The sequence below is a fragment of the Pseudomonas sp. Pmew2 genome (genome assembly GCF_058129885.1).
This window is the reverse complement of record NZ_CM176702.1, coordinates 1,662,516-1,687,883: the sequence shown is the minus strand read 5'-3', so window position 1 is coordinate 1,687,883 and position 25,368 is coordinate 1,662,516. Positions and strand designations below refer to the sequence as shown.

Genomic DNA, 25,368 nt, shown 5'->3' with positions numbered 1-25,368 from the left:
CGCTTTTGAATGCGTGCCTAACGCGCTTTGGCGCTGCTTTTGCCACTGGCGCGCAGGATATCGTTCCAGCGGCGGACCAGGTAGTTGTGTTCGTTCATGACCGAGTTCCACACTGCAATGTGGCCCATGCGTTCCTCGTAGGAACCGCCGTCGCGGATCTCTCCGGCGTCGATCAGTGGCAGGCCGTCGCTGCCGAGCAGTTGCTCGCGGGCGGGCAGACCGGCGTACCAGTAATCCCATTCTGCGGCACTCAGATGATCACGACTGCGCGCCGGATTGCCGATGTAATACCCCTGCCGCGCCATCACTGCGCCCGGCCAGCCGGACAGCCACCAGTTCAGGTAGGCGTAGGCTGCATCCAGCACCGGGCCTTTGGCGTGGCGCGATAAAGACAGCCCGCCGAACCAGCCGCGATAACCCTCTTTGGGCACTGCCACGCGGTACTTCACACCCGCGCGGTGCAACCTGACCAGGGTCGGTGACCAGAGGCTCTGAATGTCGATGGTCGGGCTGAGCATCAGTTCGGCGGCTTCTTCGTCGTCTGACCAGAACGCGCCAAAATGCCCTTGCTGCTGTTTACGCACCAGCACGTGGGCCAGCACGTCGATTTCTTCGATGCTCATGTTGCCGATGTCCTTGAACGCCGCCAGCCCCGCGCCCTGCACGGCCAGTGCGGCATCCAGTGCGCCGATAGCAGCGTCGCTCTGCAAGGCGATGCGCCCACCCCACACAGGGTCGAGCAACCAGCCCCAACTTTCGTCAGCAGGACTCAGCCCATCCGGCAAACGCTCGGGGCGATAGGCGAAACTGTCGGCGTTGTGAGTCAGCGGCAACATACTGATGCGCTCAGTCACCGCACTGCCCAAGCTGCCATCGTGCTGCACGAACAGACGTTCGCTGGGCACACTGCCGCTGCCCGGTTGATCGGTGGGTCTTAGTCGCCCCTGTTTGGGCAGGTCGTTGATTTCGTGCCAAAGCGCGATGCGCCGCGTATCGATGGGTTGAATGGCCCGCGCAGGCCAGACGAAATCAACGTTATGAAACCACTGATCGTAAAGGTCGTAGCTGTCGGGCTGCATGACCGCGATGCGTTGCGCGGTCTGCACGTCATGGATCTGATAGATCAGCTTGATGCCCAGTTCCTGCTCGGCCCGCTCACGCAAGGACTCCAGCAAGGTCACGGACGTACCCAGCACACGCAAGGTAATGGTCATGCCGCAGACTCGCTGAGTGATGGCGCGAAGCTGCCGGAAAACACTTCGAATGAACGACGCAGCAACTCGGGATCAAGACCGCGCAGGATGAACACCAGCCGGGAAGTACGATCCTCTCCTGGCCAGGCTACAAGATGCACCGGCGCATGCAGGCAATGCTGCACACCATGAATCACGATGGGAGCCTGGTTGTCGTTCACGTTGAGCAGTCCTTTGACACGGAGGATTCGGTCACCGTGGCATCTTAACAGCATCGACAGCCACACCCCGAAACCGACCCAGTCCAGAGGCCGCTCGAACGTCAGGCAACAGACCTGCGCATCACCATGCCGCGCGGAAGTCGACAGCACCCGATGCAGTTGCCAATGCGTCACTTCAGCGGCCGGTTCGTCGCTGCGCATGCCCTCGCCCAGCAACAGTTGATCGCCACTGTGGATCTGCGCAGTATCCCGCAGCGGTGCAGAGAAATTCAGCGCTTGCAGGTGCTGACGAAGCGCATCCAGTGCGGGCTGATCGACCAGATCGGTCTTGCTCAACAACAGCCGGTCCGCCGCCGCGATCTGAGCCAGCCACTCCGGATGCAGACGCTCTTGCAGTGTTGCGTGGCAGGCGTCCACCAACGTGACGATCAGGCCGATATGAAAACGCCCGCGCAGTTGCGGGTCATTGCTCAGCGTGGTGAGAATCGGTGCGGGATCCGCAAGGCCGGTGGTCTCCAGGATCACCCGGCGAAACGCTGGAATCTCGCCACGATTACGTCGCTCCAGAAGGCCGAGCAACGCATCTTTCAGCTCCCCCCTGACGGTGCAGCAGACACAACCGCTGGGCAGCAGAACGGTATCCGGAGCAACCTCTTCAACCAGCAGATGATCGATACCGACATCGCCGAATTCGTTGATCAACAGCGCAGTTTCGCCCATGTCTTCATCGGCCAGCAGGCGTTTGAGCAACGTGGTCTTGCCGCTGCCGAGAAAGCCGGTAATCACATTGAGAGCAAGGCTCATGATGACCTCTGCAGATGGTCGAGCAAACGGGAATCCAGCGGGTCGAGCGGGCGACCAATCAGTAACTCGGCTTTCTGCCAGAGCTGCTCCAGGCCGGTCGCCAGTTCCTGCTTGCCGGTGGCCCCCAGCAGAAGGTAGGAAACGCCCTGAAAGTCCTCGACCTTAAGGCGAAAAGGAGCCACCACCTTGTTGATCGCGGCGATACGCCGCAAACGCTCACGCCGCCAGGGCAGTTCGGCAGCCAGTGGGTCGCTCCAGTGCACATCTTCGCCCAACAGCCCGCACAATCCACACATCAGGTGTTCTCCAGCAGTTTGCTCATGGCATGACGTCGCCGGAATTGGGGCCTAGCGTCTGGCCGACGAACAGGTTGCCACCCGGCTCGCTGGCCAAGAGCACCGCCACCGGCGCAACTTCCTCGGCCAGACCGAAACGCCCCAGCGGCAACTCGGCAGCCTTGGCGGTTTTCCACGCGCTGCTGATCCCGGCGACCAGCGGTGTTTCGATAGGGCCGGGAGCGATGGCATTGACCAGCACGTTGTCCTTGGCGACTTCCAGCGCAAGGGATTTGCTGAAACCGATCACCCCGGCCTTGGCAGCAGCGTAATGGGTCAACTCGGCACCGCCTTTGATGCCCAGTTGCGAGGCAACATTGATGATGCGTCCCCAACGCTGGGCAATCATGTGCGGCAAGGCGCGCTGGCTGGCCACAAATACGCTGGTCAGGTCGACGCGCAGCATGTCATTCCACATCTGGATGCTCAGGTCGACGCAACGTGCCTGGGTCAGCATGCCGGCGTTATTGACCAGAATGTCGATGCCGCCAAAATGCTCGACACAGGCATCGACACTGGCCTGCGCCCCCTCGACGCTGCCGACGTCGGCCACGCATTCGTGCACCTGCGCGCCGAGCTGACGGCAGTGTTCGGCAACCTTGGCCAGAGTGACCGGATCACGATCGCCCAGCACCAGATGCGCACCTTCACTCGCGTAGGCAAGCGCGATGGCAGCACCAATGCCGCTGCCTGCACCGGTGATCACCGCACGTTTTTGTTTGAGCTGTTGCATGGGTCGGGTTCCTTGGTTGAATTTGCGCGATCTACCCCGGCCAGCGCACGGTCAGGCCGCCGTCGATCACGATGCTTTGCCCGGTCAGGTAACTGGCTTCGTCGCTGCACAGAAAACGTACCAGCGCAGCGACTTCGTCCGCTCGGCCTACTCTACCCAGCGGAATGGCCTTGGCCGCCTGCGCCAGACCCTCAGGGCCCAGCGAGTTCTTGCTGTCCAGCGACTGTGGCGTTTCGATCAAACCGGGAATCACCGCATTGCAGCGGATGCCCTTGGGCGCCAGTTCCACTGCCAGCGAGCGACACAGCCCTAGCACACCCGCCTTGGCGGCGGCGTAATGGGAATGGTCCTGCCAGCCGTAGACACCACCGGCAATCGATGAGATCGCCACCAGCGAACCGCCCTCGCCCATATGCCGGGCGGCGGCGCGGAAAGTACGCATCACCCCGGTCAGGTCCACGTCGAGCATTTCGTCCCAGCGTTCGTCGGTCATTTCCAGCAAGGGCGCACGACGCAACAGTCCGGCATTGGCCACTGCGTAATCGATTCGGCCATAGGCCTTGATCGCAGCCGCAGCCAGATCGTCGACCGACTCGGTGCTGGTCACGTCCAGCGGCAGCATCAGGCATTCGCCACCCGCCGCCTCCACCAGCCTGCGGGTTTCATTCGGATCATGCGGGTCAGCCGGATAGAATCCGCCTGCCACCGCCACACCGTGCCGGGCAAAAGCCACTGCCAGTGCCTGGCCGATGCCGCTGGCGGCACCGGTTACTACTGCAACTTTACGAATCATGTGTTGCTCCTCATTTCACGGTTTCAGGTCGCACATGCCTGGCCGCAAACATCAGTGCACCCGACAGGAAGCAAGGCAGCGCGCCGAAATACAACGCCGAGGTCTGCCAGTCTCCGCCTGCACTCAATACCGACGTGGCACCGAAGCCTGCGACCACAGCACCGAGCGGGCCCATGGCGTGGATGATTGCGCCGCCCGTTGCACGAATGCTGGTCGGGAAGCTTTCGCTGATGAAGAACAAGGCCGCCGAGTAAGGGCCGATCAGAAAGAACAGCCCAAGGCTGTACAAGCCAACGACCGTCACCATGTTGCTAGGCCCGTAGAGCATGCCGGCGAACGCCAGACCACCCAGCATCCAGCCAAGACCGATCACGTTACGACGACCGATTCGGTCGCCCATCCAGCCGTGACACAGGTAACCGCAATAACCCACCAGGTTGGACAGCACCAGAATGATCAGCGAGTTCTCGAACGAGATGTGGTGAACGCTGACGATCACCGTTGTGCCCAGCACACTGAACACCTGAATCGCCGCCCAGTTGAGCAGGATCGCAGCACCGATCACCAGCGTGGCGCGGCACGAAGAACCGCGGAAGGCCGCGCCGATACCGGCCTTGCTGTGCTCGTCGTAATCGACCCCGTAGGTTTGCGCCACAGCCTGTGCCTGGCTCACGTCGCCCTTCTTGCGCAACTGAGTAATACGTTGATGGATCTGAAACTGCGGGCTCTCTTTGAGCTTGCGCGCCAGGATCGCGATGACGATGGCCGGGATGGCCGCGAACACGAAGCAACCCTGCCAGCCAATGATCGGCAGCAGCACGGCGGTCAGCCCTGCTGCGATCAAAGCGCCGACCGGCCAGCCGCCCTGCACCAGGCTGTAGATGAAGCCACGGCGCTTGGCCAGACGCGGGTCGTCGGATGCCGCGTAGATTTCGCTCAGGTAGGTCGCGTTGACCGTTTCTTCGGCATAACCCAGACCGCCCAGCGCACGAATCAGGATCAGTGGCGACTTGCCCCATGATCCGCCGATGGCCGTGAGCGCCGAGCAGATCGCCGAACCGCTCACGGTGAAAATGATACCCACGCGCCGTCCCAGGCGATCTACCAGCGGACCGATGGCCAGTGCCACCACCGCTGTGCCGACCGCGACCCAGGTCGCAATTTCGGCCTGTTCGACCTCACTCCAGCTGAAGTGCCGACCGATTTCCGGTAACAGCGTGCCAAACAGAATGAAGTCATATACCGCAAACACCCACGCGAAAAACGCAATCCATGTGGCGAACCGTACTTGCTCCGGAGTCAATTGCTCAGGTTTCCAGCCGGTCAGGTCGAGCTTGTTGTAAATGGACATGAGTGACGCCTCGGACAGGGCAATGTATCAACGGGTACGGGGGTTACGACGCACGAAGTCGTCGGCAATCTCGTCGAAAGTGACGAACTTGACGCCTGCATGGCTTTGAATGTGCTCGATCAAGCGCTCCAGCATCAGCAGCACTTGCGGGCGACCAGACACGTCCGGGTGAATGGTCATGGTGAATACGGCGTGTTCATGCTCGCGATAGACCCAGTCGAACTGGTCGCGCCACATTTCTTCCAGGTGCCGAGGGTTGACGAAACCGTGGCTGTTGGGTGCCTTCTTGATGAACATCATTGGCGGCAGATCGTCCAGGTACCAGTTGGCCGGAATTTCCACCAGATCGGTTTCTTCGCCACGTACCAGCGGCTTCATCCAGGTATCCGGATGCTGGCTGTAATCGATTTTGGTCCACTTGTCGCCCACCCGAACGTAGTAAGGGTGGAAGTCGTTGTGCATCAGGCTGTGGTCGTACTTGATGCCTTTCTTGAGCAGCAGCTCGTTGGTGACGTTGCTGAACTCCCACCATGGCGCGACATAGCCGGTCGGGCGCTTGCCGGTCATTTGCGTGATCAGGTCGATGGACTTGTCGAGGACGATCTCTTCCTGCTCCGGGGTCATCGCAATCGGGTTTTCATGGCTGTAACCATGCACACCGATTTCATGCCCGGCATCCGCCACGGCTTTCATCTGCTCGGGGAAGGTCTCCATGGAGTGCCCCGGAATGAACCAGGTGGTGCGCAGACCGTAACGCTCGAACAGCTTGAGCAGACGCGGAGCGCCGACTTCACCGGCGAACAGGCCGCGGGAAATGTCGTCCGGCGAATCCTCGCCGCCATAGGAGCCCAGCCAGCCAGCAACGGCATCCACATCCACACCAAACGCACACAGAATTTCTTTGGCCATCGTTGTTCTCCCACGGGTTAATCAGATCGGCTTCGCGCTGTACGGCACGCGGGCCGGTTTCAAAATTCACAGGTTGTTCAAGGGGCTGCGATCAGTGCTTCCACGGCCAGCGCTGCGCGTAGCAACCGTGCGTCTTCCCCCGCCGGAGCGCTAAGCAACACTGCGGTGGGCAGGCCCGAGGCATCACTGCCGCTGGGCAGCGACACGCCGGGCATGTTCAGCAGGCTGCCTGGCATGGTCAGGCGCAGCGTGGCGAGGTTGGTTTGAATGAACAGCTCTTCGTCGTTCAACAGGGGCACGAGCGGCGGCGCCACATGAGCAACAGTTGGAGTAATCAGCAGCGCGCCATCGAGTTCGAGGGTCAATTGCTCCTGCAAACGTTCGCGCGCGGCGTACAGATTGACCAGCAGGCTGGCGGGCATGTGCCGTGCGGCCTCCAGACGCTTGCGCACTCTGGGGTCGAGCTGGCTGGCGGCGTCGCTGTCGAGCAACGGCTGATGCAGCGCGAATGCCTCGGCTGCACCAAGCCAGCCCTGTTGCTGGGTTAACAGCAACGTGGCCTGAAATGCCTGGCAAGGCTTGACCTCGATCAGCGCACCGCTTGCACGCAAGGCTTCAACAGCACGCAACAGGTTGTCGCGAACGGCCGGCGTGACGCGTTCGTCTTCCAGCACCGCCTGATCGAGCAGGAAACGTTGACCGGCCAGGCTGCGTGGTATCAACGATGAAGGTTTGCTGCGCGCACAGAGCAGATCGTCGATCACTAGAGCGTCGCGCACACTGCGGGTCAGTGGCCCGACGCTGTCCAGCGTCAGCGCCAGCGGGAAAACGCCGTCGCGGCTATAGCGGCGGCTGGTGCTGCGAAACCCCACCAGACCGTTGAGCGCTGCCGGCACACGAATAGAACCGGCGGTATCGGTGCCCATGGCGATCGGTACGGTTCTGTTGGCGACGGCGACTGCCGAACCCGAAGACGAACCGCCAGGAATACGTGGCGAGCCGTCGCTGTTGGGGTTGATCGGCGTACCGAAATGCGGGTTCAGGCCCAGCCCTGAATAAGCGAATTCACTGAGATTGGTCTTGCCCAGGCTGACCATCCCGGACCGTGCCAGCAGCCCGACACTCGGCGCATCCAGCAGCGCGGGGGACAGGTTGTTGCGCACCGCAGCACCGGCGGTTGTGACGCTGCCTGCCACGTCGAAAAGATCCTTCCAGGCGATGGGCACGCCGTCGAAGGGGCTCAATGGCTGCCCTTGCTGCCAGCGGGCCGCAGACGCTTCGGCTTCCCTGCGTGCCCGTTCGATACTCATGGAAATGAACACATGATCGGCGCGTGCCGCCTGTTGCAGCGCCTTGTCCAGAGCCTGCACAGGGTCACTGCGCCCTTGGGCAAAATCCTCGGCCAGTGCGCAGGCATCACCGGTAACGCTGTGACTCCCGGTATCGGTCATGGACATCACACCCTCAAAAATGTACTTATTAATAAAATGTACATTTAAAAAAGGCAGATTCCATGCCAATCTGCATGTCGCGACGCCCTGACCCGATCAAGCTGACGGCCCTTTCGCGCTGGAAACGCCGTACTAGAAACCTTTCTGCAAAGGCATCAATCAGTTGCGATAAGGCGTCGTGGGCGAACAGGATCGTCATAAAGAAATAATGTATCTTTTACAAAAGGTACATTTCAGTGCAAAAAAGTAACGGTGGCCCCATGAGCGAGCATCAGGACGTGGCCCAGGGTGACAACGGCGCATCTGTGCGAGAATTGCCCGTCAACCGCCAGAAGTGTATGAAACCGATGTCAGAAGAGGACACGCGCACCGCGTCGCGTTACGCCACGATCCGTGAGGTGTTGCGTAACGCAATCGTCTCGGGTGCGGCTGCCAATGGACTGGTGCTGCTTGAAGCACCGTTGGCAGAACTGTTCGGCACCAGCCGGGTGCCGGTGCGCAAGGCGCTCAATCTGCTGCATGAAGAAGGCTTGATCAGCCGTTTCGATGGCCGGGGTTACCTGGTCAATCCTGACGCCGGGGAAGTCGAGCCGTTGCGGTTGAGCCTGAGCCACAAGCAGTTCGGGCTGGACAGCAGCGAAGAGCTGGTCGACACCCGCCCACTCGGCGAACGTATTCATGACGAGATCGGCGCGGCGCTGTCGGCCTGTATCGCCTTTGGTCATTATCGGCTGGATGAACAAAGCGCCGCGCAGCACTACGGAGTGAGCCGCGCAGTGGTTCGTGAGGCGCTGATGCGTCTGCGGGATCGCGGCCTGGTGGAAAAAGAGCCTTACTCGCAATGGCTGGCGGGGCCGTTGACGGCCCGGGAAATCACCGAAGACTACGAACTGCGCGCCTGCCTTGAGCCCGAAGCCCTGCGCCAGACCGCGCCGCAGCTGAGTCGCGAAACTCTGGAGGCCATGCTGGCCAGAGTCATTCAGGCGCAAAATGCCGAACAGTGCAGCCTGGAGGAAATAGAGCGCCTTGAGGACGACCTGCATCAGCAGTGTCTGAGCGGCCTGCAAAACCGCAAGATCGCTACTCTGATCAGTCAGGCGCAGAGCCCGATGATCATCAACCGGATTTTCTACCGGTTGCTGGAAATTGGCGCGGATGAAGCGATGCTGGCCGAGCACCGGCTGATCATTGAGTTGCTGCTGCACGGTGCTTTCGACGCCGCGGCCTTGAACCTCAAGGAGCACCTGCAACGCGCCCGACAGCGCATGCTCCAGCGCCTGAAAGTGCTATCGGTACTGCCGGAGCAGGAAGTGCCGGGGTACCTGACGCGGTTGAGTTGAGATGGGGCAAAGTTGGAGTTAACGCGACAGAGACTATCGTTACCACGCTCCAGCGTGGCAACGCAGTTCTGGACGCTCTGTGTCCGATCCTGAACACGCGGCGCGGCGTCGATTTGTGACGCGGAGCGTCACGAACGGCATGCCAACGCGGAGCATTGGCACGATAGTGTTCTCGCGCAAGTGCTCTCCCTGAAGATTATCGTTCCGCACGCTCCAGCGTGGGAACGCTGTTCTGGATGCTCGGCGTCCAATCCGGAGCGCGCGGCGCGACGGCGATTTGTGACGCTGAGCGTCACCAACGGCATGCCAACGCGGAGCATTGGCACGATAGTGTTCTCGCGTAAGCGCTCTCCCTGAAGATTATCGTTCCGCACGCTCCAGCGTGGGAACGCCGTTCTGGACGCGGAGCGTTGGCACGATAGTCAGAGTGCATTTAAAGATTACTTGCCAACCACGTCGCCACGCATTGGCGCCAACCGGGCGATCAAACGGTTCTGGACCGGAACCGGGACGTTCTCGGTGTCCATCGCTGCGATCAGGTTTTCAACCAGCGCGTTGAAATCGCTGGGGGTAAGGTTCTGGCCCTTGTGCGACTCGGCCATGCTGTCACCGGTGTAGCGGCACGGGCCGCCCGCTTCGACACAGAGTTGCTCGACCAGTTTGTCGCGCAGACGCACGATGTCGACTTTCTTGAAGTGCTCGACAATCCGGTCATCCCTGGCCACGTTCATGAGCATGCCTTCGACGATGCGCTGGATGCCGGCACGCTGGCCAAGGCCTCGATAAAGACTGTCATCCTTGGGGGGCTGTTGCTGTTGGGCGCAACCGGCCAGCACCGTCAGCATCAGACAGATCAGCAAGCGTCTCATCAGAAACTCCCCTGCACAGACAGATAAGTGCCGTTCTGGTTATCCAGCGTGGCGATTTCGCCCAGACGGGCGTAGGCCAATACAACGGACAGATGCTTGTTGGGGAAATAACCGAGAAACACATCTGCCCAGTCGCTCTCGCCAGCAAACGAAAGATTATCCGGCTTTTCGCGATATTCGACGCCAAGCGCCCAGCGCGGATTGAACAGCACCGCTACCGAGCCCTCCTTGAGCAGACTGCGACTGTCACGCCGGTCCCCGCCAAACCCTAGCAGACCGGTTTCGTTGGCGCGGCTATAACGCATGCCACCGTTGACCACGACGTTGTAGCCAAACGCCGCGCCCATGAACAGCCGACTGGCCGTCAGATACCCTTCGACATCCGAATCACGCTTGGCCCCCACCAGACTCGGGATCAGGAAATCGTTCTGATGCTTGTACTGCACGCCCAGGGAAACCTGCGGCAGGCTTTCATAGATCAGGTCGCCGAACAGGCGCACTTTGACGCCGAACACGTCCTGGCTGAGGTTGTCGTCCGGCAGGCTGAGCCTGTGCTGCAGGTTGCTGATATCGAAACGTTGGTGAGCATAGGAAAACTCGACGCGGTTGCCATAGGCGACGGCGAGGCCTGCCACATCAAGGTTGTAGTCCGGCAGATTGATGTGCGTGGCGAAGGCTGTCGCCCCCCACTCGCCTTGCTCGCTGTAACCGGTGATCACCGCCCATGGGGTGATACCGCCACCGGCGCTGCCCTCAATACTGGTTGCGCCACCCGTGGCGATAAGTCGGCCGTTGTCGCCCAGCGCGAGCGTCGGGGCAACCCCTGCCACACCCGCCAAAAGATAACCCAACAGTAATGATGTCTTGTAGGACATGGATTAATTCACCATAAGACTGGGTGATGCCTGATACGTAGCAATCCATGCCTCGAATGCTGACGCCGTCAGCGGCCGACTGATCAGGTAACCCTGGGCCGTATCGCAATGCCAACGCCGGAGCAGGTCCAGACTGTGTTGGTACTCGACACCCTCTGCCACCACCTTGAGTCCGAGGTTATGGCTCATTTCGATGGTCGACCGCACGATCACCGCGTCTTCGCTGGTTTCATCCAGGTTGCGCACGAAAGACTGGTCGATTTTCAACTCCTGCACTGGCAGACGCTTCAAGTGGGCCAGTGACGAGTAACCGGTGCCGAAGTCATCGACCGACAGGCTGATACCGCAGTCGCGTAGACGATGCAGAACCACCAGGGCTTTCTCCGGCTCGCTCATGACCGCGCTCTCGGTTATCTCGAATACCAGTTGTTCGGCAGGCACCGCGTATTGCTTGAGCAGTTTCATGACATAACCGGCCAGATCGTCGCCCAGCAGGTCGTCGGCGGAAATGTTGACCGATACCTGCAGCACCAGACCGCGCTGGCGCCATTCGGCCAACTGACGCATTGCCTCTTCGATAACCCAGTTGGTCAGCAGGTTGATACTGCCGGTGCGCTCGGCGAGCACAATGAATTCGGCTGGCGAAACATTGCCAAAGCGCGGGTGAGTCCAGCGCAGCAGGGCTTCGGCCTGACGAACATAGCCCTGACGGATATCCAGTTTGGGTTGGTAATGGAGCATCAGTTCGCCATTCTGCGGAGCCTTGCGCAGGTCGCGGATCAGACATATCTGACGCTGGTGAGCGAGGTCACGTCCGTCCTGGTAGATCTGCAGGCGACCGGGAATGAACGCTGCGTCCTTGCGTGCAATCGCCGCACGGTTGACCAGTTCCTGAGCCGAATCACCGTGTTCCGGATAAACCGTGATGCCTATGCAGCACTCAAGCATCAGATCATGGTTGTCGATACGTTGCGGCTCGCTGAGCAAGCGCTGCACGGCGTCGGCCATGCCCACCGCGCCGTCACTGGCAGTGTTGTCCAGCAACAGCAAGAACTCGTTGGCACTCAGCCGTGCCACCGTGTCGCCAGACCGCAAATTGCCCTGCAAACGCTGCCCCAACTGGCGTAACAGTTGCTCAACGCCTTCGGCACCCGCACTTTCGTTGATCGTGGCCAGGTTCTCGATGCCTAGGTACAGCAAGGCGACCGTGCGATTTGCCGCAATCAAACTGCCAAGACGTTCCATCACCAACGCTCGATTGGGCAGGCCGGTCAGGTTGTCGTGCAGAGCGTTGTGAGCCAACTGGCCTTCGCGCACGGCGATACCCTGTTGCATGGTGTTGATCGCGTCGGCGAGCATGCCCAATTCGTCACTGCGCACCAGGGTTACCGGCGTTTTATAGTCGCCATCGCCAATACGTTTGGCCGCAATAGCCAACTCCTGCACCGGCAGCGACACGCTGCGGGCCAGCGCCAGCGTACCAAGCAGCGACGCCAGCAATGCGATCATGGAAATCCAGAAAATCTTTTCATTCAGCGGTGCAAACGCTTGATAAGCCTTGTCCAGCGGGCTCTGCAACAGCGCGATCACTTGTCCGTCGTCGCCATTGCTGCTTTTGGCCAGCATCAGCGTTTGACTGAGAAAGTTGAGGTTCGCTTGCTCGGTCAGCAGCATCTGCCCTTCAGAGGAACTGCGCATCAGCTCGATCAGACCAGCGTACAAGGCTTTCGGCTGGGTGCTGATCAGTTCCCCGGACTGGCCGTTTTCCACCGTGAGAAACGACACTTCCAGCCCACTGAGAGAACGCAGCTCTTCGGCAATGCCACTGTCGATGGTGAAGCCCATCACTACGCGGCCTATCGGCAACGGCGCAAGCACGGTACTTTCCACCAGCAAATGAGGTATTCCGCCACCCGGAATAATAAGCACTGACTGACCGGCAAGCTTGGCGTTGCGCAACGCCTGGTCATAGACAAACCTGGACCCCTCCGGCACCGCTGTCTCGGTACTGGCAACCACCACGCCATCCATGCCCAGCAGGAACATATCGCTGGCGTTGATGCGTTTGCCATGATTGAGCAGTACCGATCGAATGGTCGATGAATCGGCACTCGCTACAGCATCACGAAACCCGAAGTCGGCCGCCAACAGTTGCACGGCGTCACGCAGACGCTTGCCGCGCAGATCAATCAGCCGCTCGAACACACGGCTACCCACTTCCAGCTGCGCCTGGGCCTGAGTGCGCACCGCGTCGTCGGTCGCAACCTTGACGGCGAGATAGACCGCACTCACGACAATCAGCAACAGGACAATCAGAACCCCGGCAATGCGTGCCTGAAAGCTGGCTCTAAATTTCATTCATGTGCGGCCTTGTGAAAAGCGTCGCCGAAACCGCCGGGGGCCGGCTTGCCGGGTTTATCCTCGGCCTTCACTTCGACCGCGAGGTTGAAACGCTGGGTGAGGCCCGATGCGGGCACATCGAATTCACCGCCCGATACAGGCTGCATGTCTTCAATTTGCGGATGCCAGAGCGTGGCAGCGTAGTGTCCGGCTGGCACCTGATCGAGTTTGAGCAGGCCATTGCTGTCCGTCACGCCGAACCAGGGTTCGTCCGTGACATAGATGTAGCCGACCATCCAGTCATGGATGTTGCAGCCCAGCACTACCACACCAGGCTTGTCGAACAACAGCGGTTCCGAGGGGGTGCCTTCGTAAAGTCGCAACTCGAAACGCTTGGCCGGGGAAAAGGAATAAACCTGATGGCGGATGTTGTCGCTGTTGGGAAACTTGACCTGCGTGCCGGTATGTACAGCCAGCACATGGGGTGCAAACTCCTGGTCGCGCTGGTCCATGGCAGCCTTGAGCACAGCGGGCGACGGATCAGCCGGGCCTTTGAGCGTCACGACTGCATCTGCAAGGGGCTTGCCCTGCTTGTCGAATACCTGTGCGGTAAAGGCAGAAGCCGATGCATTAGCAGCCGATGCCATCCATAGTCCAGCCAGTAATGCCGAAATAAATACGTTGGTCATACCTGATTCAACCCATAACGGCAGCGCCGTAAATGAAATAAGCCAGCGCTGGCCAGCACGGACTGGACCAACAACTAATAAATGACAGTTTTGCACACGCTTTACAGACTATCGACCAAGACTATTGAAACCTGAGGGCTGCTGCCCCATCTAAGAAGCATGTTCAACTTCTCAGGTGCCCCATGAGCGACCAGCAGACAGACTCGCCAGATTTGCCCGATGACGCAGACGAGCACAACGTGTCTCTGAGTTCCGACAGCACCTCGCTTGCCTTGCCCGGCCAGAACCTGCCCGACAAGGTTTACATCATCCCGATCCACAACCGTCCGTTCTTTCCGGCGCAGGTCTTGCCGGTTATCGTCAATGAAGAACCGTGGGCCGAAACGCTGGAACTGGTCAGCAAGTCCGAGCACCATTCGCTGGCGTTGTTCTTTATGGACACTCCTCAGGAAGACCCGCGCCACTTCAAGACCGATGCGCTTCCCGAGTACGGCACTCTGGTCAAGGTTCACCACGCCAGCCGCGAAAATGGCCGGTTGCAGTTTGTGGCGCAAGGCTTGAGCCGTGTGCGCATTCGTACCTGGCTCAAGCATTACCGCCCACCGTATCTGGTGGAAGTTGAATACCCGCAGCAACCCAACGATCCGACCGACGAGGTGAAGGCTTACGGCATGGCTTTGATCAACGCGATCAAAGAGCTGCTGCCGCTCAACCCGCTGTACAGCGAAGAGCTGAAGAATTACCTCAACCGCTTCAGCCCCAATGATCCTTCGCCGCTCACCGACTTCGCCGCGGCCCTTACCTCGGCCACCGGCGTCGAGCTGCAAGAGGTACTCGACTGCGTGCCGATGCTCAGGCGCATGGAGAAAGTCCTGCCGATGCTGCGCAAGGAAGTCGAGGTCGCCCGCCTGCAGAAGGAAATTTCTGCCGAGGTCAATCGCAAGATCGGCGAGCATCAGCGTCAGTTCTTCCTCAAGGAGCAGCTCAAGGTTATTCAGCAGGAGCTGGGGCTGAGCAAGGACGACCGTAGTGCCGACATCGAACAGTTCGAACAGCGACTGGAAGGCAAGACCCTGCCACCGCAGGCGCGCAAGAAGTTCGACGAAGAAATAGGCAAGCTCAAGGTGCTGGAAACCGGCTCGCCGGAATACGCCGTGACACGTAATTATCTGGACTGGACCAGTTCGTTGCCGTGGGGTGTCTACGGCGAAGACAAGCTGGACCTCAAGCACGCTCGTAAAGTGCTCGATCAACACCATGCCGGCCTGGATGACATCAAGGCGCGCATTCTCGAGTTTCTTGCAGTGGGTGCCTATAAAGGCGAGATCAGCGGCTCGATCGTCCTGCTGGTGGGCCCACCGGGTGTCGGCAAGACCAGCGTCGGGCGCTCGATTGCCGAGTCGCTGGGGCGACCATTCTATCGACTGAGCGTGGGCGGCATGCGCGACGAGGCCGAAATCAAGGGCCACCGCCGTACCTACATCGGCGCCCAGCCAGGCAAGCTGGTGCAGGCGCTGAAGGATGTAGAAGTCATGAACCCGGTCATCATGCTCGATGAAATCGACAAGATGGGCCAAAGCTACCAGGGCGACCCGGCGTCTGCGCTGCTGGAAACCCTGGACCCGGAACAGAACGTCGAATTCCTCGATCACTACCTGGACCTGCGTCTGGACCTTTCCAAAGTCCTGTTCGTGTGCACCGCCAACACCCTGGACTCAATCCCCGGCCCGCTCCTTGACCGCATGGAAGTGATTCGCCTGTCCGGCTATATCACTGAAGAGAAGCTTGCGATTGCCAAACGCCACCTGTGGCCAAAGCAATTGGAGAAAGCCGGTGTTGCCAAAAGCAAGCTGAGCATCAGCGACAGCGCCCTGCGCGCCGTCATCGAAGGCTACGCTCGCGAAGCCGGTGTGCGGCATCTGGAAAAACAACTGGGCAAGCTGGTGCGCAAAGCGGTGGTCAAACTGCTGGATACGCCTGACTCGGTGATCAAGATCGGCCCGAAAGACCTTGAAGCGTCATTGGGCATGCCGGTGTTTCGCAGCGAACAGGTGCTGTCGGGCACCGGTGTGATCACAGGCCTGGCCTGGACCAGTATGGGCGGCGCGACGTTACCGATTGAAGCAACGCGCATTCACACCCTGAATCGCGGCTTCAAACTGACCGGGCAACTGGGCGATGTCATGAAAGAGTCGGCTGAAATTGCCTACAGCTACGTCAGCGCCAACCTGTCGAAGTTTGGCGGCGACGCGAAGTTCTTCGATGAGGCGTTTGTACACGTACACGTTCCCGAAGGTGCAACCCCGAAAGATGGCCCTAGCGCGGGCGTTACCATGGCCAGTGCCCTGCTGTCCCTGGCGCGTAACCAGCCGCCGAAAAAAGGCGTGGCCATGACCGGCGAACTGACGCTGACGGGGCACGTATTGCCTATCGGCGGGGTGCGCGAGAAAGTCATTGCCGCGCGACGTCAGAAGATTCACGAACTGATCCTTCCGGAACCTAACCGTGGCAACTTCGAAGAACTGCCGGACTATCTCAAGGAAGGCATCACCGTTCACTTTGCCAAACGCTTTGCAGATGTGGTGAAGGTGTTGTTTTAAAGATTGATGCGGGGGCACGTCTCACACTGACTCGCTCCCGCGCCCTTCGGGCAGAATCAAAAGCGGACGTGTGTTTAACGCTGAATGATCTGACCCACAATGGGGCTTCTGCCCGCAGGGCGTGGGAGCGGACTTGTCCGCAAAGAGGATGCTTCAGACGACGTATTTTCGGCGATCATAGTGGCTCTTTCGCGGACAAGCCCGCTCCCACGGCTTTGACTATCTGATCTGATCAACTGATTCCGATCCTGAGCGGTATACCTGCCGTACTCCCCCCTAAAACCCTGATCGGTTATCCTTGCGTCTCGTCTCGCAAAACCGGAACTTGCCATGACCCCTGCCCGCTTCCTTGCACCGTTGAGCCTTGCGCTGCTGACGGCGTGTGCGCAAACACCGAAAAACATCGTGTCCATCGAGGCTGAAAACGACTGCCCACTGACGCTCCAGAGCGGACAGACGCTGATCCTCACCCTGCCCAGCAACCCGACAACCGGCTTTCGCTGGCTGACCCAAAACCCGGCGCAGAACATCCTGCGCAGCCTCGGGCCGGAGGTGTATGCCAACGCCGAGAGCAAGGAGATGGTCGGCAGCGGCGGGCAGTCAGTCTGGCGCTACAAGGCAACCGACGCAGGGACCGGGCGACTGGTGATGACCTACCAGCAGCCGTGGGCTCCGGAAGTGGCGCCGGAGCAGACTTTCGAATGCGCAATCACGGTGAACTGACCGTTTGCCCGCGGCTTGTCCGAAGGCACGCGCTGCACCATGCATCACGGCGACAACTTGGCTAGAATGCCCGCTTTTCAAAGCCTTCGCCGGAACCGCCGTGAGCAAAGAAACCGACCGCATTTTCGCCCAGCCACTGGCCCAGGTGCCTGACTTCGCCTTCAACGAAGACGTGGTGCGGGTCTTCCCGGACATGATCAAACGCTCGGTGCCCGGCTATCCGACGATTGTCGAAAACCTCGGCGTACTTGCCGCGCAGTTCGCCCAGCCGGATACCGTACTTTACGACCTTGGCAGTTCGCTGGGTGCCGTGACTCAAGCCTTGCGTCGCCATGTACGCAGCGAAGGCTGTGAAGTCATTGCGATAGATAACTCCAGTGCGATGGTCGAGCGCTGCCGTGAGTACCTCAATGCGCAGAACTCCATGTTTCAGGAGCTGTTGCCGGTGCAGGTCATCGAAGGTGACATTCTGGCGCTGGAGTTCAAGTCCGCGTCGGTGGTCGCGCTTAACTTCACCCTGCAATTCATCGCCCCCGAGCAGCGCCTGACATTGCTCGGGCGCATTCGTGATGCGCTGGTGCCAGGCGGCGCGTTGATCCTTTCGGAGAAACTGCGTTTTGATGACGAACAGGAGCATGCGCTGCTGACGGATCTGCACATCGCTTTCAAGCGCGCCAACGGCTACAGCGATCTGGAAATTGCCCAGAAGCGCAGTGCCATCGAAAACGTGATGAAGCCCGACAGCCTGGAAGAACATCGCCAACGTCTGCTCGCCGCCGGTTTTTCCAAGGTGGTGCCCTGGTTTCAATGCCTTAACTTCACCTCGTTGATTGCCCTGCCATGATTGATCTCGCTCCTCTTGTCCGCCGTCTGGCGGGAACCCCTCTGGCTGATTGGGCAAACGGCTTGCAAGCCCAGCTTGATACGAAAATGGCCAAGGGTCATGGTGACTTGCAGCGCTGGCAAAGTGCGCTGGATGCGCTTCCAGACCTGCAACCCGAGCGAATCGATCTGCTCGATAGCTTTACCCTGCAAGCCGAGTGCAACGGCGAAACCCGAACCGTGCTGCGCAAGGCGTTATTAGGCCTGTCGCCTTGGCGCAAAGGGCCGTTCAATGTGTTCGGCGTACATATCGACACCGAATGGCGCTCGGACTGGAAGTGGTCACGGGTATCGCCGCATCTGGACCTGAAGGGCAAACGGGTTCTGGATGTTGGTTGCGGCAACGGCTATTACCAGTGGCGCATGCTCGGTGCCGGGGCTGACAGCGTGATTGGTGTTGACCCCAACTGGCTGTTCTTCTGCCAGTTTCAGGCCATGCAGCGCTACCTGCCTGACCTTCCTGCCTGGCATCTGCCCTTCGCACTTGAGGACTTGCCAGCCAACCTGGAAGGCTTCGATACGGTGTTCTCAATGGGTGTTCTGTATCACCGCAAATCGCCCATAGATCATTTGCTGGCGTTGAAAGATTGCCTGGTAAAAGGCGGCGAGCTGGTGATGGAAACTCTGGTAGTGCCGGGCGATGTTCATCAGGTGCTGGTGCCGGAAGACCGTTACGCACAGATGCGCAACGTCTGGTTCCTGCCGTCGGTCCCCGCGCTGGAGCTGTGGATGCGCCGCGCAGGCTTCACCGATGTGCGCTGCGTCGACGTCAGCCATACGACGATCGAGGAACAGCGCAGCACCGAATGGATGCGCTTCCAGTCACTGAGCGACTATCTGGACCCTGCCGATCACAGCAAGACCGTCGAAGGCTTGCCTGCGCCGATGCGCGCTGTGATTGTGGGGCGCAAGCCCTGAGGGATTAGTTATCTGGCCGCCGCCACGATCAACGCTTTCATCTCGGCCACTGCCGACTTGAAGCCGACGAACAGAGCATGAGCCACCAGCGCGTGGCCGATGTTCAGTTCGTTGATGCCCTTGATCGCTGCGACCGCTTCGACGTTGTGATAATGCAGGCCGTGACCGGCGTTGACGATCAGGCCCTGGGCGAGACCAAATGCTACGCCGTCGGCGACCCGCTGCAGTTCTTCGGCGACTTCAGTCGGGGTCTGAGCATCGGCATAGCGACCGGTATGCAGTTCAATGGCTGGCGCACCGACGCGCTTTGAAGCGGCGATCTGGCGCTCATCGGCGTCGATAAACAACGAGACCTCGCAGCCGATTTTCGCCAGCCGCTCGACCGCTGCCTTGATCCGCGCTTCCTGGCCCGCGACGTCCAGCCCGCCTTCGGTAGTCAGCTCCTGACGTGTCTCCGGCACCAGGCAGATATGCGCAGGACGAATGCGCTCGGCAAATGCGAGCATTTCCTCGGTCACGCCCATCTCGAAGTTCATGCGAGTCTGCAGCACGTCCTTGAGCAGCAGGACGTCGCGCTCCTGAATATGCCGACGGTCTTCACGCAGGTGAACGGTGATGCCGTCGGCACCTGCCTCTTCGGCGTCCAGGGCAGCCTTGACCGGGTCCGGGTAGCGCGTGCCACGGGCCTGACGCAAGGTGGCTACATGGTCGATGTTCACGCCGAGAAGGATGCGAGTGCTTTGGGTCACGGTTGTCTCCAGAAAAATGGGCGAGCTGGTCGAAGCAGGCTGTAGAGAATAAAGCCTGATCAAGGCTTGCGAAACAGTTCACGACTGACAAGTGGGCGGCCGCCCAGATGCACAGCCAGCGCCTGACGCATCAGACGCTTGGCAGCAGACAACGCACCGGGGACGCTCCAGTCCGCCTCGGACATGGCCAGCAATTCTGCGCCTTGAAACAGGCCGGGCTGAAGCAGGTAAACACGCTCAAGCCCGGCATCCACTTGCAGGCGGTACATGCCATCAATTGCCAGCGGCTCGCCGTTGATGTCGGCGTCCATGGCAAAGCCGTAGCCCAGATCATCCAGCAACCGCCATTCGAACGAACGCAGCAACGGTTCCAGCGGACGGCCCAGTGCGAGGGCCAGCAATGTGGCGGCGTAATGTTCGAATACAGCTGGATGCGGATCTTCGGCAGGCAACAGGCGAATCAGCAGTTCGTTGAGGTACATGCCGCTGAACAGCGCCTCGCCGGTCATCCAGGTAGCAACGCCTGCGCTTTCCATGCGGCCGACATTCTTTAGTTCGCCACGCCCTCGAAACTCGACTTCAAGGGGCACGAACGGACGCGCCAGCGAGCCTGCCTTGCCTTTGGCACTGCGCAGCACGGCACGTAGCCGCCCTTGGGGCGTGAGGAAATCGACCAGCGCGCTGTTTTCGCGATACGCACGGCTGTGGAGCACATAAGCAGGTTGGCCGGTGGGCGCGCTCATCAGGCTGGCTCGAAAGAGAAGTGTTCGCCCAACCGCAGACGGGTCAGGCGAAAGGGCAGCTTAGAGGTCGCCGTAGCCGAGCGAGCGAAGGGCGCGCTCGTCATCGGACCAGCCACCTTTGACCTTGACCCACAGGTTAAGCATGACTTTGGAGTCGAACAGCAGCTCCATGTCGCGACGCGCATCACTGCCGATGCGCTTGATACGGTCGCCCTTGTCGCCAATAATGATTCTCTTCTGCCCGTCACGCTCGACAAGAATCAGCGCATGGATATGCAGGGTGCGGCCCTGCTGCTTGAACTCTTCGATCTCGACGGTGATCTGGTATGGAAGCTCGGCACCCAACTGACGCATGATCTTCTCGCGAACCAGCTCGGCAGCCAGAAAGCGGCTGCTGCGATCAGTGATCTGATCTTCCGGGAAGAAGTGATCATTCTCGGGCAGGTGCGAGGCAATCAGGCTTTCCAGCGCTTCCAGGTTGTGGCCATGCTGCGCGGAGATAGGCACGATGGACGCATTCGGCAGTTGGCCTTGCAGCCACTCCAGGTGCGGCATCAGATCGCTCTTGTCTTCAATGCGATCGGTTTTGTTGATCGCCAGAATGACCGGGCCTTGCACGTACTGAACACGCTCCAGAACCATCTGGTCTTCGTCGGTCCAGCGGGTGCGATCCACGACGAAGATCACCACGTCGACGTCTTTCAACGCAGCCGAAGCAGTCTTGTTCATGTAGCGGTTGAGCGCTTTCTCGCCATTCTTGTGCATGCCGGGAGTGTCGACATAGATCGCCTGCACGGCACCCTCGGTCTTGATCCCGAGCATGTTGTGACGCGTGGTCTGCGGCTTGCGCGAGGTGATCGCCAGCTTTTGACCCAGAATATGGTTGAGCAGCGTGGACTTGCCTACGTTGGGACGGCCGACAATGGCAACATAGCCACAGCGTGTTGCGGTTGTATCATTCATGACCGTTCTCCACGCCCAGGGCAATAAGTGCTGCTGCTGCGGCTACCTGTTCGGCAATCCGGCGGCTGACACCCTGTCCTCGGCTTTTTTCATTCAATAGGTTGATCTCGCATTCGACGAAAAACGTCCGGCAATGCGGTTCACCCTGGATATCCACCACCTCGTAACGCGGCAGTTCGCAGGCCCGCGACTGGAGAAATTCCTGCAGTCGGGTCTTGGGGTCCTTGTTGGTGTCTACCAGCGTCAGGCTGTCGAACTCGGTTGTCAGCCAGGCCAGAACGCGCTCGCGCGCAGCCTCCATGCCAGCGTCCAGATAGATCGCCCCGATCAGCGCTTCAAGGGCGTCGGCGAGAATCGACTCGCGACGGAAACCACCGCTTTTCAGCTCGCCGGAACCCAGGCGAAGGTACTCGCCCAGATCGAAACCACGGGCCAGCAACGCAAGGGTTTCACCCTTCACCAGGCGCGCACGCAAGCGCGACAGCTGGCCTTCGCGGGCCTGAGGGAAGCGTTCGAACAACGCCTCACCCGCCACGAAGTTGAGAATGGCATCACCGAGAAATTCCAGACGCTCGTTGTTGCGACCGGCAAAACTGCGATGGGTCAGGGCCAGGACCATCAGTTCCTGATCCTTGAAGGTATAGCCGAGCTGACGCTCAAGGCGGCTCAAGGATACGCTCACGGTTTACCCACACTGAATTGCTTGTCGAACTTCATCACCAGATCGATGTTCTGGAACCACGGTTCACGCTGCTCATAGTTCAAATGAGCTTTGAACGCATTGTTCTCCACCGTCACTTTCAACGCCTTGTTCAAATCTATATCCCGAATGCTGTTGACCTGCATGTTCTTACCGACATAACCGTAGAAATCGTCGACCGTGGTAATGTCCAGGGCCTGATTGGTGTCGACCGTTTCGATGATTTTCTTCATCGTCATGTAGTCGAGGTAATGCGGGACCAGCTTGAAGGCCGTGCTCGTCGCGAACGCGACAAGCGCCAGCACCAACAGCCATCCCACTAGCGAAAAACCTTTTTGAGAAGTAGAGAACGTCATGTTCGACTTCAACCTCGAGAGTTCACTGCCTGCCCGACCGGGTCGACTCAGGGTTCAGAGGCGTTTCCAGTCAGCCCAAATGACATACGGCGCTGCTCCAGGCAGCGCCGCATCGATTACTTGATCAACCCTACGCGTGCAAAATTAGGGAAGTGGCTCAATTTCGGTTCCGGCCAGCTCATCCAGACGGCGAACGCCTTGCCTACGATGTTCTTGTCCGGGACCATGCCCAGTTCGTCCTTGGGAATATTGGGATCATCCCAGTAACGGCTGTCATTCGAGTTGTCGCGGTTGTCGCCCATCATGAAGTAGTGCGCAGCAGGCACTGTCCATTCACTGTCAGGCGGCGCGCGGTATCGGCTCATTTCCTGACGGATCTGATGTTCGACTGCGCCCAGTTGTTCTTCGTACAGTTCTGCACTGCCCAGTGTACCGGGCTCGGTGCCGATCAGTTTCTTGGCAACCAGCTCACCGTTGATGAACAACCGCTTGTCGCTGGTATAGCGAATGCGATCACCCGGCAGACCGACGACACGCTTGATGTAGTTGACGCTTGGGTCGCTTGGGTAGCGGAACACCATCACATCGCCACGCTGCGGATCACCGAGCTGGATGACCTTCTGATCCAGTACCGGCAGGCGGATGCCATACGCGAACTTGTTGACCAGAATGAAATCACCCACATCCAGCGTCGGCTTCATGGAGCCCGAAGGAATCTGGAACGGCTCTACCAGAAACGAACGAAGCACCAGCACGATAAACAACACCGGAAAGAACGATTTGCCGTACTCAACCAGCAAAGGCTCTTTGTTCAAGCGCTCTACGACAGCAATGTCAGGTTCGCCGACGCTTCCCTGATAGTTCGAAATGGCAGCCCGGCGACGAGGCGCCAGGATGACCAGATCAATCAGTGCAAGCACGCCACAGACGAACACAGCGATGACCAACAACAGCGGAAAATTTAGTGACATAGGACCTGACTATTCCAACCTGAGCACTGCGAGGAAGGCTTCCTGTGGAATTTCCACGTTACCGACCTGCTTCATGCGTTTCTTACCGGCCTTTTGCTTCTCCAGCAATTTACGCTTGCGGCTGACGTCGCCGCCGTAGCATTTGGCCAGTACGTTCTTTCTAAGCGCCTTGACGGTTGTCCGGGCCACGATCTGACCGCCAATGGCGGCCTGAATTGCCACGTCGAACATTTGTCGAGGGATCAGCTCTTTCATCTTCTCGGTCAACGCACGCCCTTTGTAATGAGCGTTGTCGCGGTGAACGATCAATGCCAGGGCATCGACCTTCTCGGCGTTGATCAGAACGTCGAGCTTGACCAGGTTGGCCGACTGGTAACGATCAAAATGATAATCCAGCGAAGCATAACCGCGGCTGACAGACTTGAGACGATCGAAGAAGTCCAGAACCACTTCGTTCATCGGCAAATCGTAGCTCACCTGAACCTGGGTGCCGAGGAACAGCATGTCGTGCTGTACGCCACGTTTTTCGATGCACAACGTAATGACGTTGCCCAGGTGCTCCTGCGGCACAAGAATATTTGCGCGAACGATAGGCTCGCGCATGTCTTCGATGGACGACAGGTCAGGCAGTTTGGACGGGTTATCGACATAAATTGTTTCGCCGGTCTTCAGCAACAGCTCGAAGATTACGGTTGGCGCAGTGGTGATCAGGTCGAGATTGTATTCACGCTCAAGACGCTCCTGGATGATCTCCATGTGGAGCATGCCGAGGAAGCCACAACGGAAGCCGAAGCCCAGTGCATCGGAGCTTTCAGGCAGGTATTGCAGCGAAGAGTCATTCAGCGTCAGTTTTTGCAGGGCTTCACGGAAGTCTTCGAAATCGTCGGAGCTGACCGGGAAAAGGCCGGCGTATACCTGAGGCTGGATACGCTTGAAGCCGGGCAGCACGTCTACATCGGGCGTGGTGCTCAGGGTCAGGGTGTCACCAACCGGCGCTCCGTGAATGTCCTTGATACCGGCAATGATAAAGCCCACTTCGCCGGCTTTCAGATCAACGGTTGCCGTGTGCTTGGGGTTGAACACCCCAACGCTGTCGACCAGATGCAGCTTGCCGGTGGACTTGACGAGGATCTTGTCGCCTTTCTTGACGCGACCGTGGCGCACGCGCACCAGAGACACGACGCCCAGGTAATTGTCGAACCAGGAATCGATGATCAACGCTTGCAGCGGATCTTCGATGTTGCCGGTCGGTGCGGGAATGGTTGCTACCAGACGCTCGAGGACCTCGTCCACGCCCATACCGCTCTTGGCGCTGCACGCCACGGCATCGGTGGCGTCGATACCGATGATCTTCTCGATCTCTTCCTTGACGCGGTCCGGATCGGCCTGCGGCAAGTCCATCTTGTTCAATACCGGCATGACCTCTAGGCCCTGCTCGATGGCGGTGTAGCAGTTGGCGACCGATTGAGCCTCGACGCCCTGCCCTGCATCGACCACCAGCAACGCACCTTCGCACGCGGCCAACGAACGGCTGACTTCATAGGTGAAGTCGACGTGCCCCGGGGTGTCAATGAAGTTCAACTGGTAGGTGATACCGTCTTTGGCCTTGTAATACAGGGTAACGCTATGGGCCTTGATGGTGATCCCGCGCTCGCGCTCAAGATCCATGGAGTCGAGCACCTGGGCTTCCATTTCGCGCTCGGACAGGCCGCCGCACATTTGAATGAAGCGGTCGGCCAGCGTCGACTTGCCATGGTCAATGTGGGCGATGATGGAGAAATTGCGGATATGACTCAAATCACTCACGGATCAACACTCAAAAAGGTTGCAGGCAGATTGCCCGCCGAAAAATAGCCGGGA

24 protein-coding genes are annotated in these 25,368 nt (G+C 59.4%); 5 read left to right on the top strand and 19 right to left on the bottom strand.

Annotated elements, in window-relative coordinates; genetic code table 11:
* Positions 1-17: 17 nt before the first annotated feature.
* The 8 genes from AC4ANK_RS07765 to AC4ANK_RS07730 form a co-directional block, all read right to left on the bottom strand.
* Complete coding sequence (locus tag AC4ANK_RS07765; protein ID WP_031594847.1) at positions 18-1,214, bottom strand: ABC transporter substrate-binding protein; 1,197 nt, start codon at positions 1,212-1,214, stop codon at positions 18-20.
* Positions 1,211-2,218, bottom strand: coding sequence for a CobW family GTP-binding protein (locus AC4ANK_RS07760; RefSeq protein WP_002554887.1), 1,008 nt, complete (start codon positions 2,216-2,218; stop codon positions 1,211-1,213). The genes AC4ANK_RS07765 and AC4ANK_RS07760 overlap by 4 nt, the downstream gene beginning before the upstream one ends.
* Positions 2,215-2,514: a hypothetical protein gene (locus AC4ANK_RS07755; RefSeq protein WP_002554888.1), complete on the bottom strand. Its 300-nt coding sequence runs from the start codon at positions 2,512-2,514 to the stop codon at positions 2,215-2,217. Before AC4ANK_RS07755 ends, AC4ANK_RS07760 begins: the two co-directional genes overlap by 4 nt.
* Positions 2,515-2,536: 22 nt before the next feature.
* The gene (locus tag AC4ANK_RS07750) at positions 2,537-3,286 is read right to left on the bottom strand and encodes an SDR family NAD(P)-dependent oxidoreductase (RefSeq protein ID WP_002554889.1); all 750 of its coding nucleotides are present in this window, start codon (positions 3,284-3,286) and stop codon (positions 2,537-2,539) included.
* A gap of 31 nt (positions 3,287-3,317) precedes the next feature.
* Positions 3,318-4,079: an SDR family NAD(P)-dependent oxidoreductase gene (locus AC4ANK_RS07745; protein ID WP_002554890.1), complete on the bottom strand. Its 762-nt coding sequence runs from the start codon at positions 4,077-4,079 to the stop codon at positions 3,318-3,320.
* Positions 4,080-4,089: 10 nt separating this feature from the next.
* A complete protein-coding gene (locus tag AC4ANK_RS07740; RefSeq protein WP_002554891.1) occupies positions 4,090-5,430 on the bottom strand; it encodes an MFS transporter in 1,341 nt (446 codons plus the stop codon).
* Positions 5,431-5,457: 27 nt separating this feature from the next.
* The gene (locus AC4ANK_RS07735) at positions 5,458-6,339 is read right to left on the bottom strand and encodes a polysaccharide deacetylase family protein (RefSeq protein ID WP_002554892.1); all 882 of its coding nucleotides are present in this window, start codon (positions 6,337-6,339) and stop codon (positions 5,458-5,460) included.
* Positions 6,340-6,416: 77 nt separating this feature from the next.
* Positions 6,417-7,790, bottom strand: a complete 1,374-nt coding sequence (locus AC4ANK_RS07730) for an amidase (RefSeq protein ID WP_002554893.1) — start codon at positions 7,788-7,790, stop codon at positions 6,417-6,419.
* Positions 7,791-8,137: 347 nt separating this feature from the next.
* Between AC4ANK_RS07730 and AC4ANK_RS07725 the strand changes: the two genes are divergently transcribed.
* Positions 8,138-9,130 carry a GntR family transcriptional regulator gene (locus AC4ANK_RS07725; protein WP_369812048.1) on the top strand — a complete coding sequence of 331 codons (993 nt, stop codon included), beginning with the start codon at positions 8,138-8,140 and terminating at the stop codon, positions 9,128-9,130.
* 440 nt (positions 9,131-9,570) lie between these two features.
* Here the strand turns inward: AC4ANK_RS07725 and AC4ANK_RS07720 are convergent, their stop codons facing one another.
* The 4 genes from AC4ANK_RS07720 to AC4ANK_RS07705 are packed head-to-tail and all read right to left on the bottom strand — an operon-like array spanning position 9,571 to position 13,903.
* On the bottom strand, positions 9,571-9,999 hold the full coding sequence (locus AC4ANK_RS07720; RefSeq protein ID WP_460383231.1) for a group I truncated hemoglobin: 429 nt from the start codon (positions 9,997-9,999) through the stop codon (positions 9,571-9,573).
* On the bottom strand, positions 9,999-10,874 hold the full coding sequence (locus tag AC4ANK_RS07715) for a DUF3034 family protein (RefSeq protein WP_005746589.1): 876 nt from the start codon (positions 10,872-10,874) through the stop codon (positions 9,999-10,001). The genes AC4ANK_RS07720 and AC4ANK_RS07715 overlap by 1 nt, the downstream gene beginning before the upstream one ends.
* A 3-nt stretch (positions 10,875-10,877) precedes the next feature.
* A complete protein-coding gene (locus tag AC4ANK_RS07710; protein ID WP_010215407.1) occupies positions 10,878-13,232 on the bottom strand; it encodes a bifunctional diguanylate cyclase/phosphodiesterase in 2,355 nt (784 codons plus the stop codon).
* Positions 13,229-13,903: a methylamine utilization protein gene (locus AC4ANK_RS07705; protein WP_002554898.1), complete on the bottom strand. Its 675-nt coding sequence runs from the start codon at positions 13,901-13,903 to the stop codon at positions 13,229-13,231. The genes AC4ANK_RS07710 and AC4ANK_RS07705 overlap by 4 nt, the downstream gene beginning before the upstream one ends.
* Positions 13,904-14,085: 182 nt before the next feature.
* Between AC4ANK_RS07705 and lon the strand changes: the two genes are divergently transcribed.
* From lon to cmoB, 4 genes are all read left to right on the top strand, one after another.
* Positions 14,086-16,503, top strand: coding sequence for an endopeptidase La (gene lon / locus AC4ANK_RS07700; RefSeq protein ID WP_002554899.1), 2,418 nt, complete (start codon positions 14,086-14,088; stop codon positions 16,501-16,503).
* Positions 16,504-16,833: 330 nt separating this feature from the next.
* A complete protein-coding gene (locus AC4ANK_RS07695) occupies positions 16,834-17,226 on the top strand; it encodes a protease inhibitor I42 family protein (protein ID WP_002554900.1) in 393 nt (130 codons plus the stop codon).
* Between the two features lie 100 nt (positions 17,227-17,326).
* Complete coding sequence (cmoA, locus tag AC4ANK_RS07690; RefSeq protein WP_002554901.1) at positions 17,327-18,070, top strand: carboxy-S-adenosyl-L-methionine synthase CmoA; 744 nt, start codon at positions 17,327-17,329, stop codon at positions 18,068-18,070.
* A complete protein-coding gene (cmoB, locus tag AC4ANK_RS07685; RefSeq protein WP_002554902.1) occupies positions 18,067-19,026 on the top strand; it encodes a tRNA 5-methoxyuridine(34)/uridine 5-oxyacetic acid(34) synthase CmoB in 960 nt (319 codons plus the stop codon). Before cmoA ends, cmoB begins: the two co-directional genes overlap by 4 nt.
* A gap of 8 nt (positions 19,027-19,034) precedes the next feature.
* On the opposite strand, the gene pdxJ is transcribed toward cmoB, so the two are convergent.
* The 7 genes from pdxJ to lepA all read right to left on the bottom strand — a co-directional run bounded on the left by pdxJ (position 19,035) and on the right by lepA (position 25,314).
* Positions 19,035-19,775: a pyridoxine 5'-phosphate synthase gene (gene pdxJ, locus AC4ANK_RS07680; protein WP_002554903.1), complete on the bottom strand. Its 741-nt coding sequence runs from the start codon at positions 19,773-19,775 to the stop codon at positions 19,035-19,037.
* A 59-nt stretch (positions 19,776-19,834) separates the two neighbouring features.
* Complete coding sequence (gene recO / locus AC4ANK_RS07675) at positions 19,835-20,518, bottom strand: DNA repair protein RecO (RefSeq protein WP_002554904.1); 684 nt, start codon at positions 20,516-20,518, stop codon at positions 19,835-19,837.
* Between the two features lie 60 nt (positions 20,519-20,578).
* Positions 20,579-21,481 carry a GTPase Era gene (era, locus tag AC4ANK_RS07670; RefSeq protein WP_002554905.1) on the bottom strand — a complete coding sequence of 301 codons (903 nt, stop codon included), beginning with the start codon at positions 21,479-21,481 and terminating at the stop codon, positions 20,579-20,581.
* The gene (rnc, locus tag AC4ANK_RS07665; protein WP_002554906.1) at positions 21,474-22,163 is read right to left on the bottom strand and encodes a ribonuclease III; all 690 of its coding nucleotides are present in this window, start codon (positions 22,161-22,163) and stop codon (positions 21,474-21,476) included. The genes era and rnc overlap by 8 nt, the downstream gene beginning before the upstream one ends.
* Positions 22,160-22,537 carry a DUF4845 domain-containing protein gene (locus tag AC4ANK_RS07660; protein WP_002554907.1) on the bottom strand — a complete coding sequence of 126 codons (378 nt, stop codon included), beginning with the start codon at positions 22,535-22,537 and terminating at the stop codon, positions 22,160-22,162. The genes rnc and AC4ANK_RS07660 overlap by 4 nt, the downstream gene beginning before the upstream one ends.
* Positions 22,538-22,653: 116 nt before the next feature.
* Positions 22,654-23,508 carry a signal peptidase I gene (gene lepB / locus AC4ANK_RS07655; protein ID WP_002554908.1) on the bottom strand — a complete coding sequence of 285 codons (855 nt, stop codon included), beginning with the start codon at positions 23,506-23,508 and terminating at the stop codon, positions 22,654-22,656.
* A 9-nt stretch (positions 23,509-23,517) separates the two neighbouring features.
* Complete coding sequence (lepA, locus tag AC4ANK_RS07650; RefSeq protein ID WP_010200891.1) at positions 23,518-25,314, bottom strand: translation elongation factor 4; 1,797 nt, start codon at positions 25,312-25,314, stop codon at positions 23,518-23,520.
* Between the last annotated feature and the right edge of the window lie 54 nt (positions 25,315-25,368).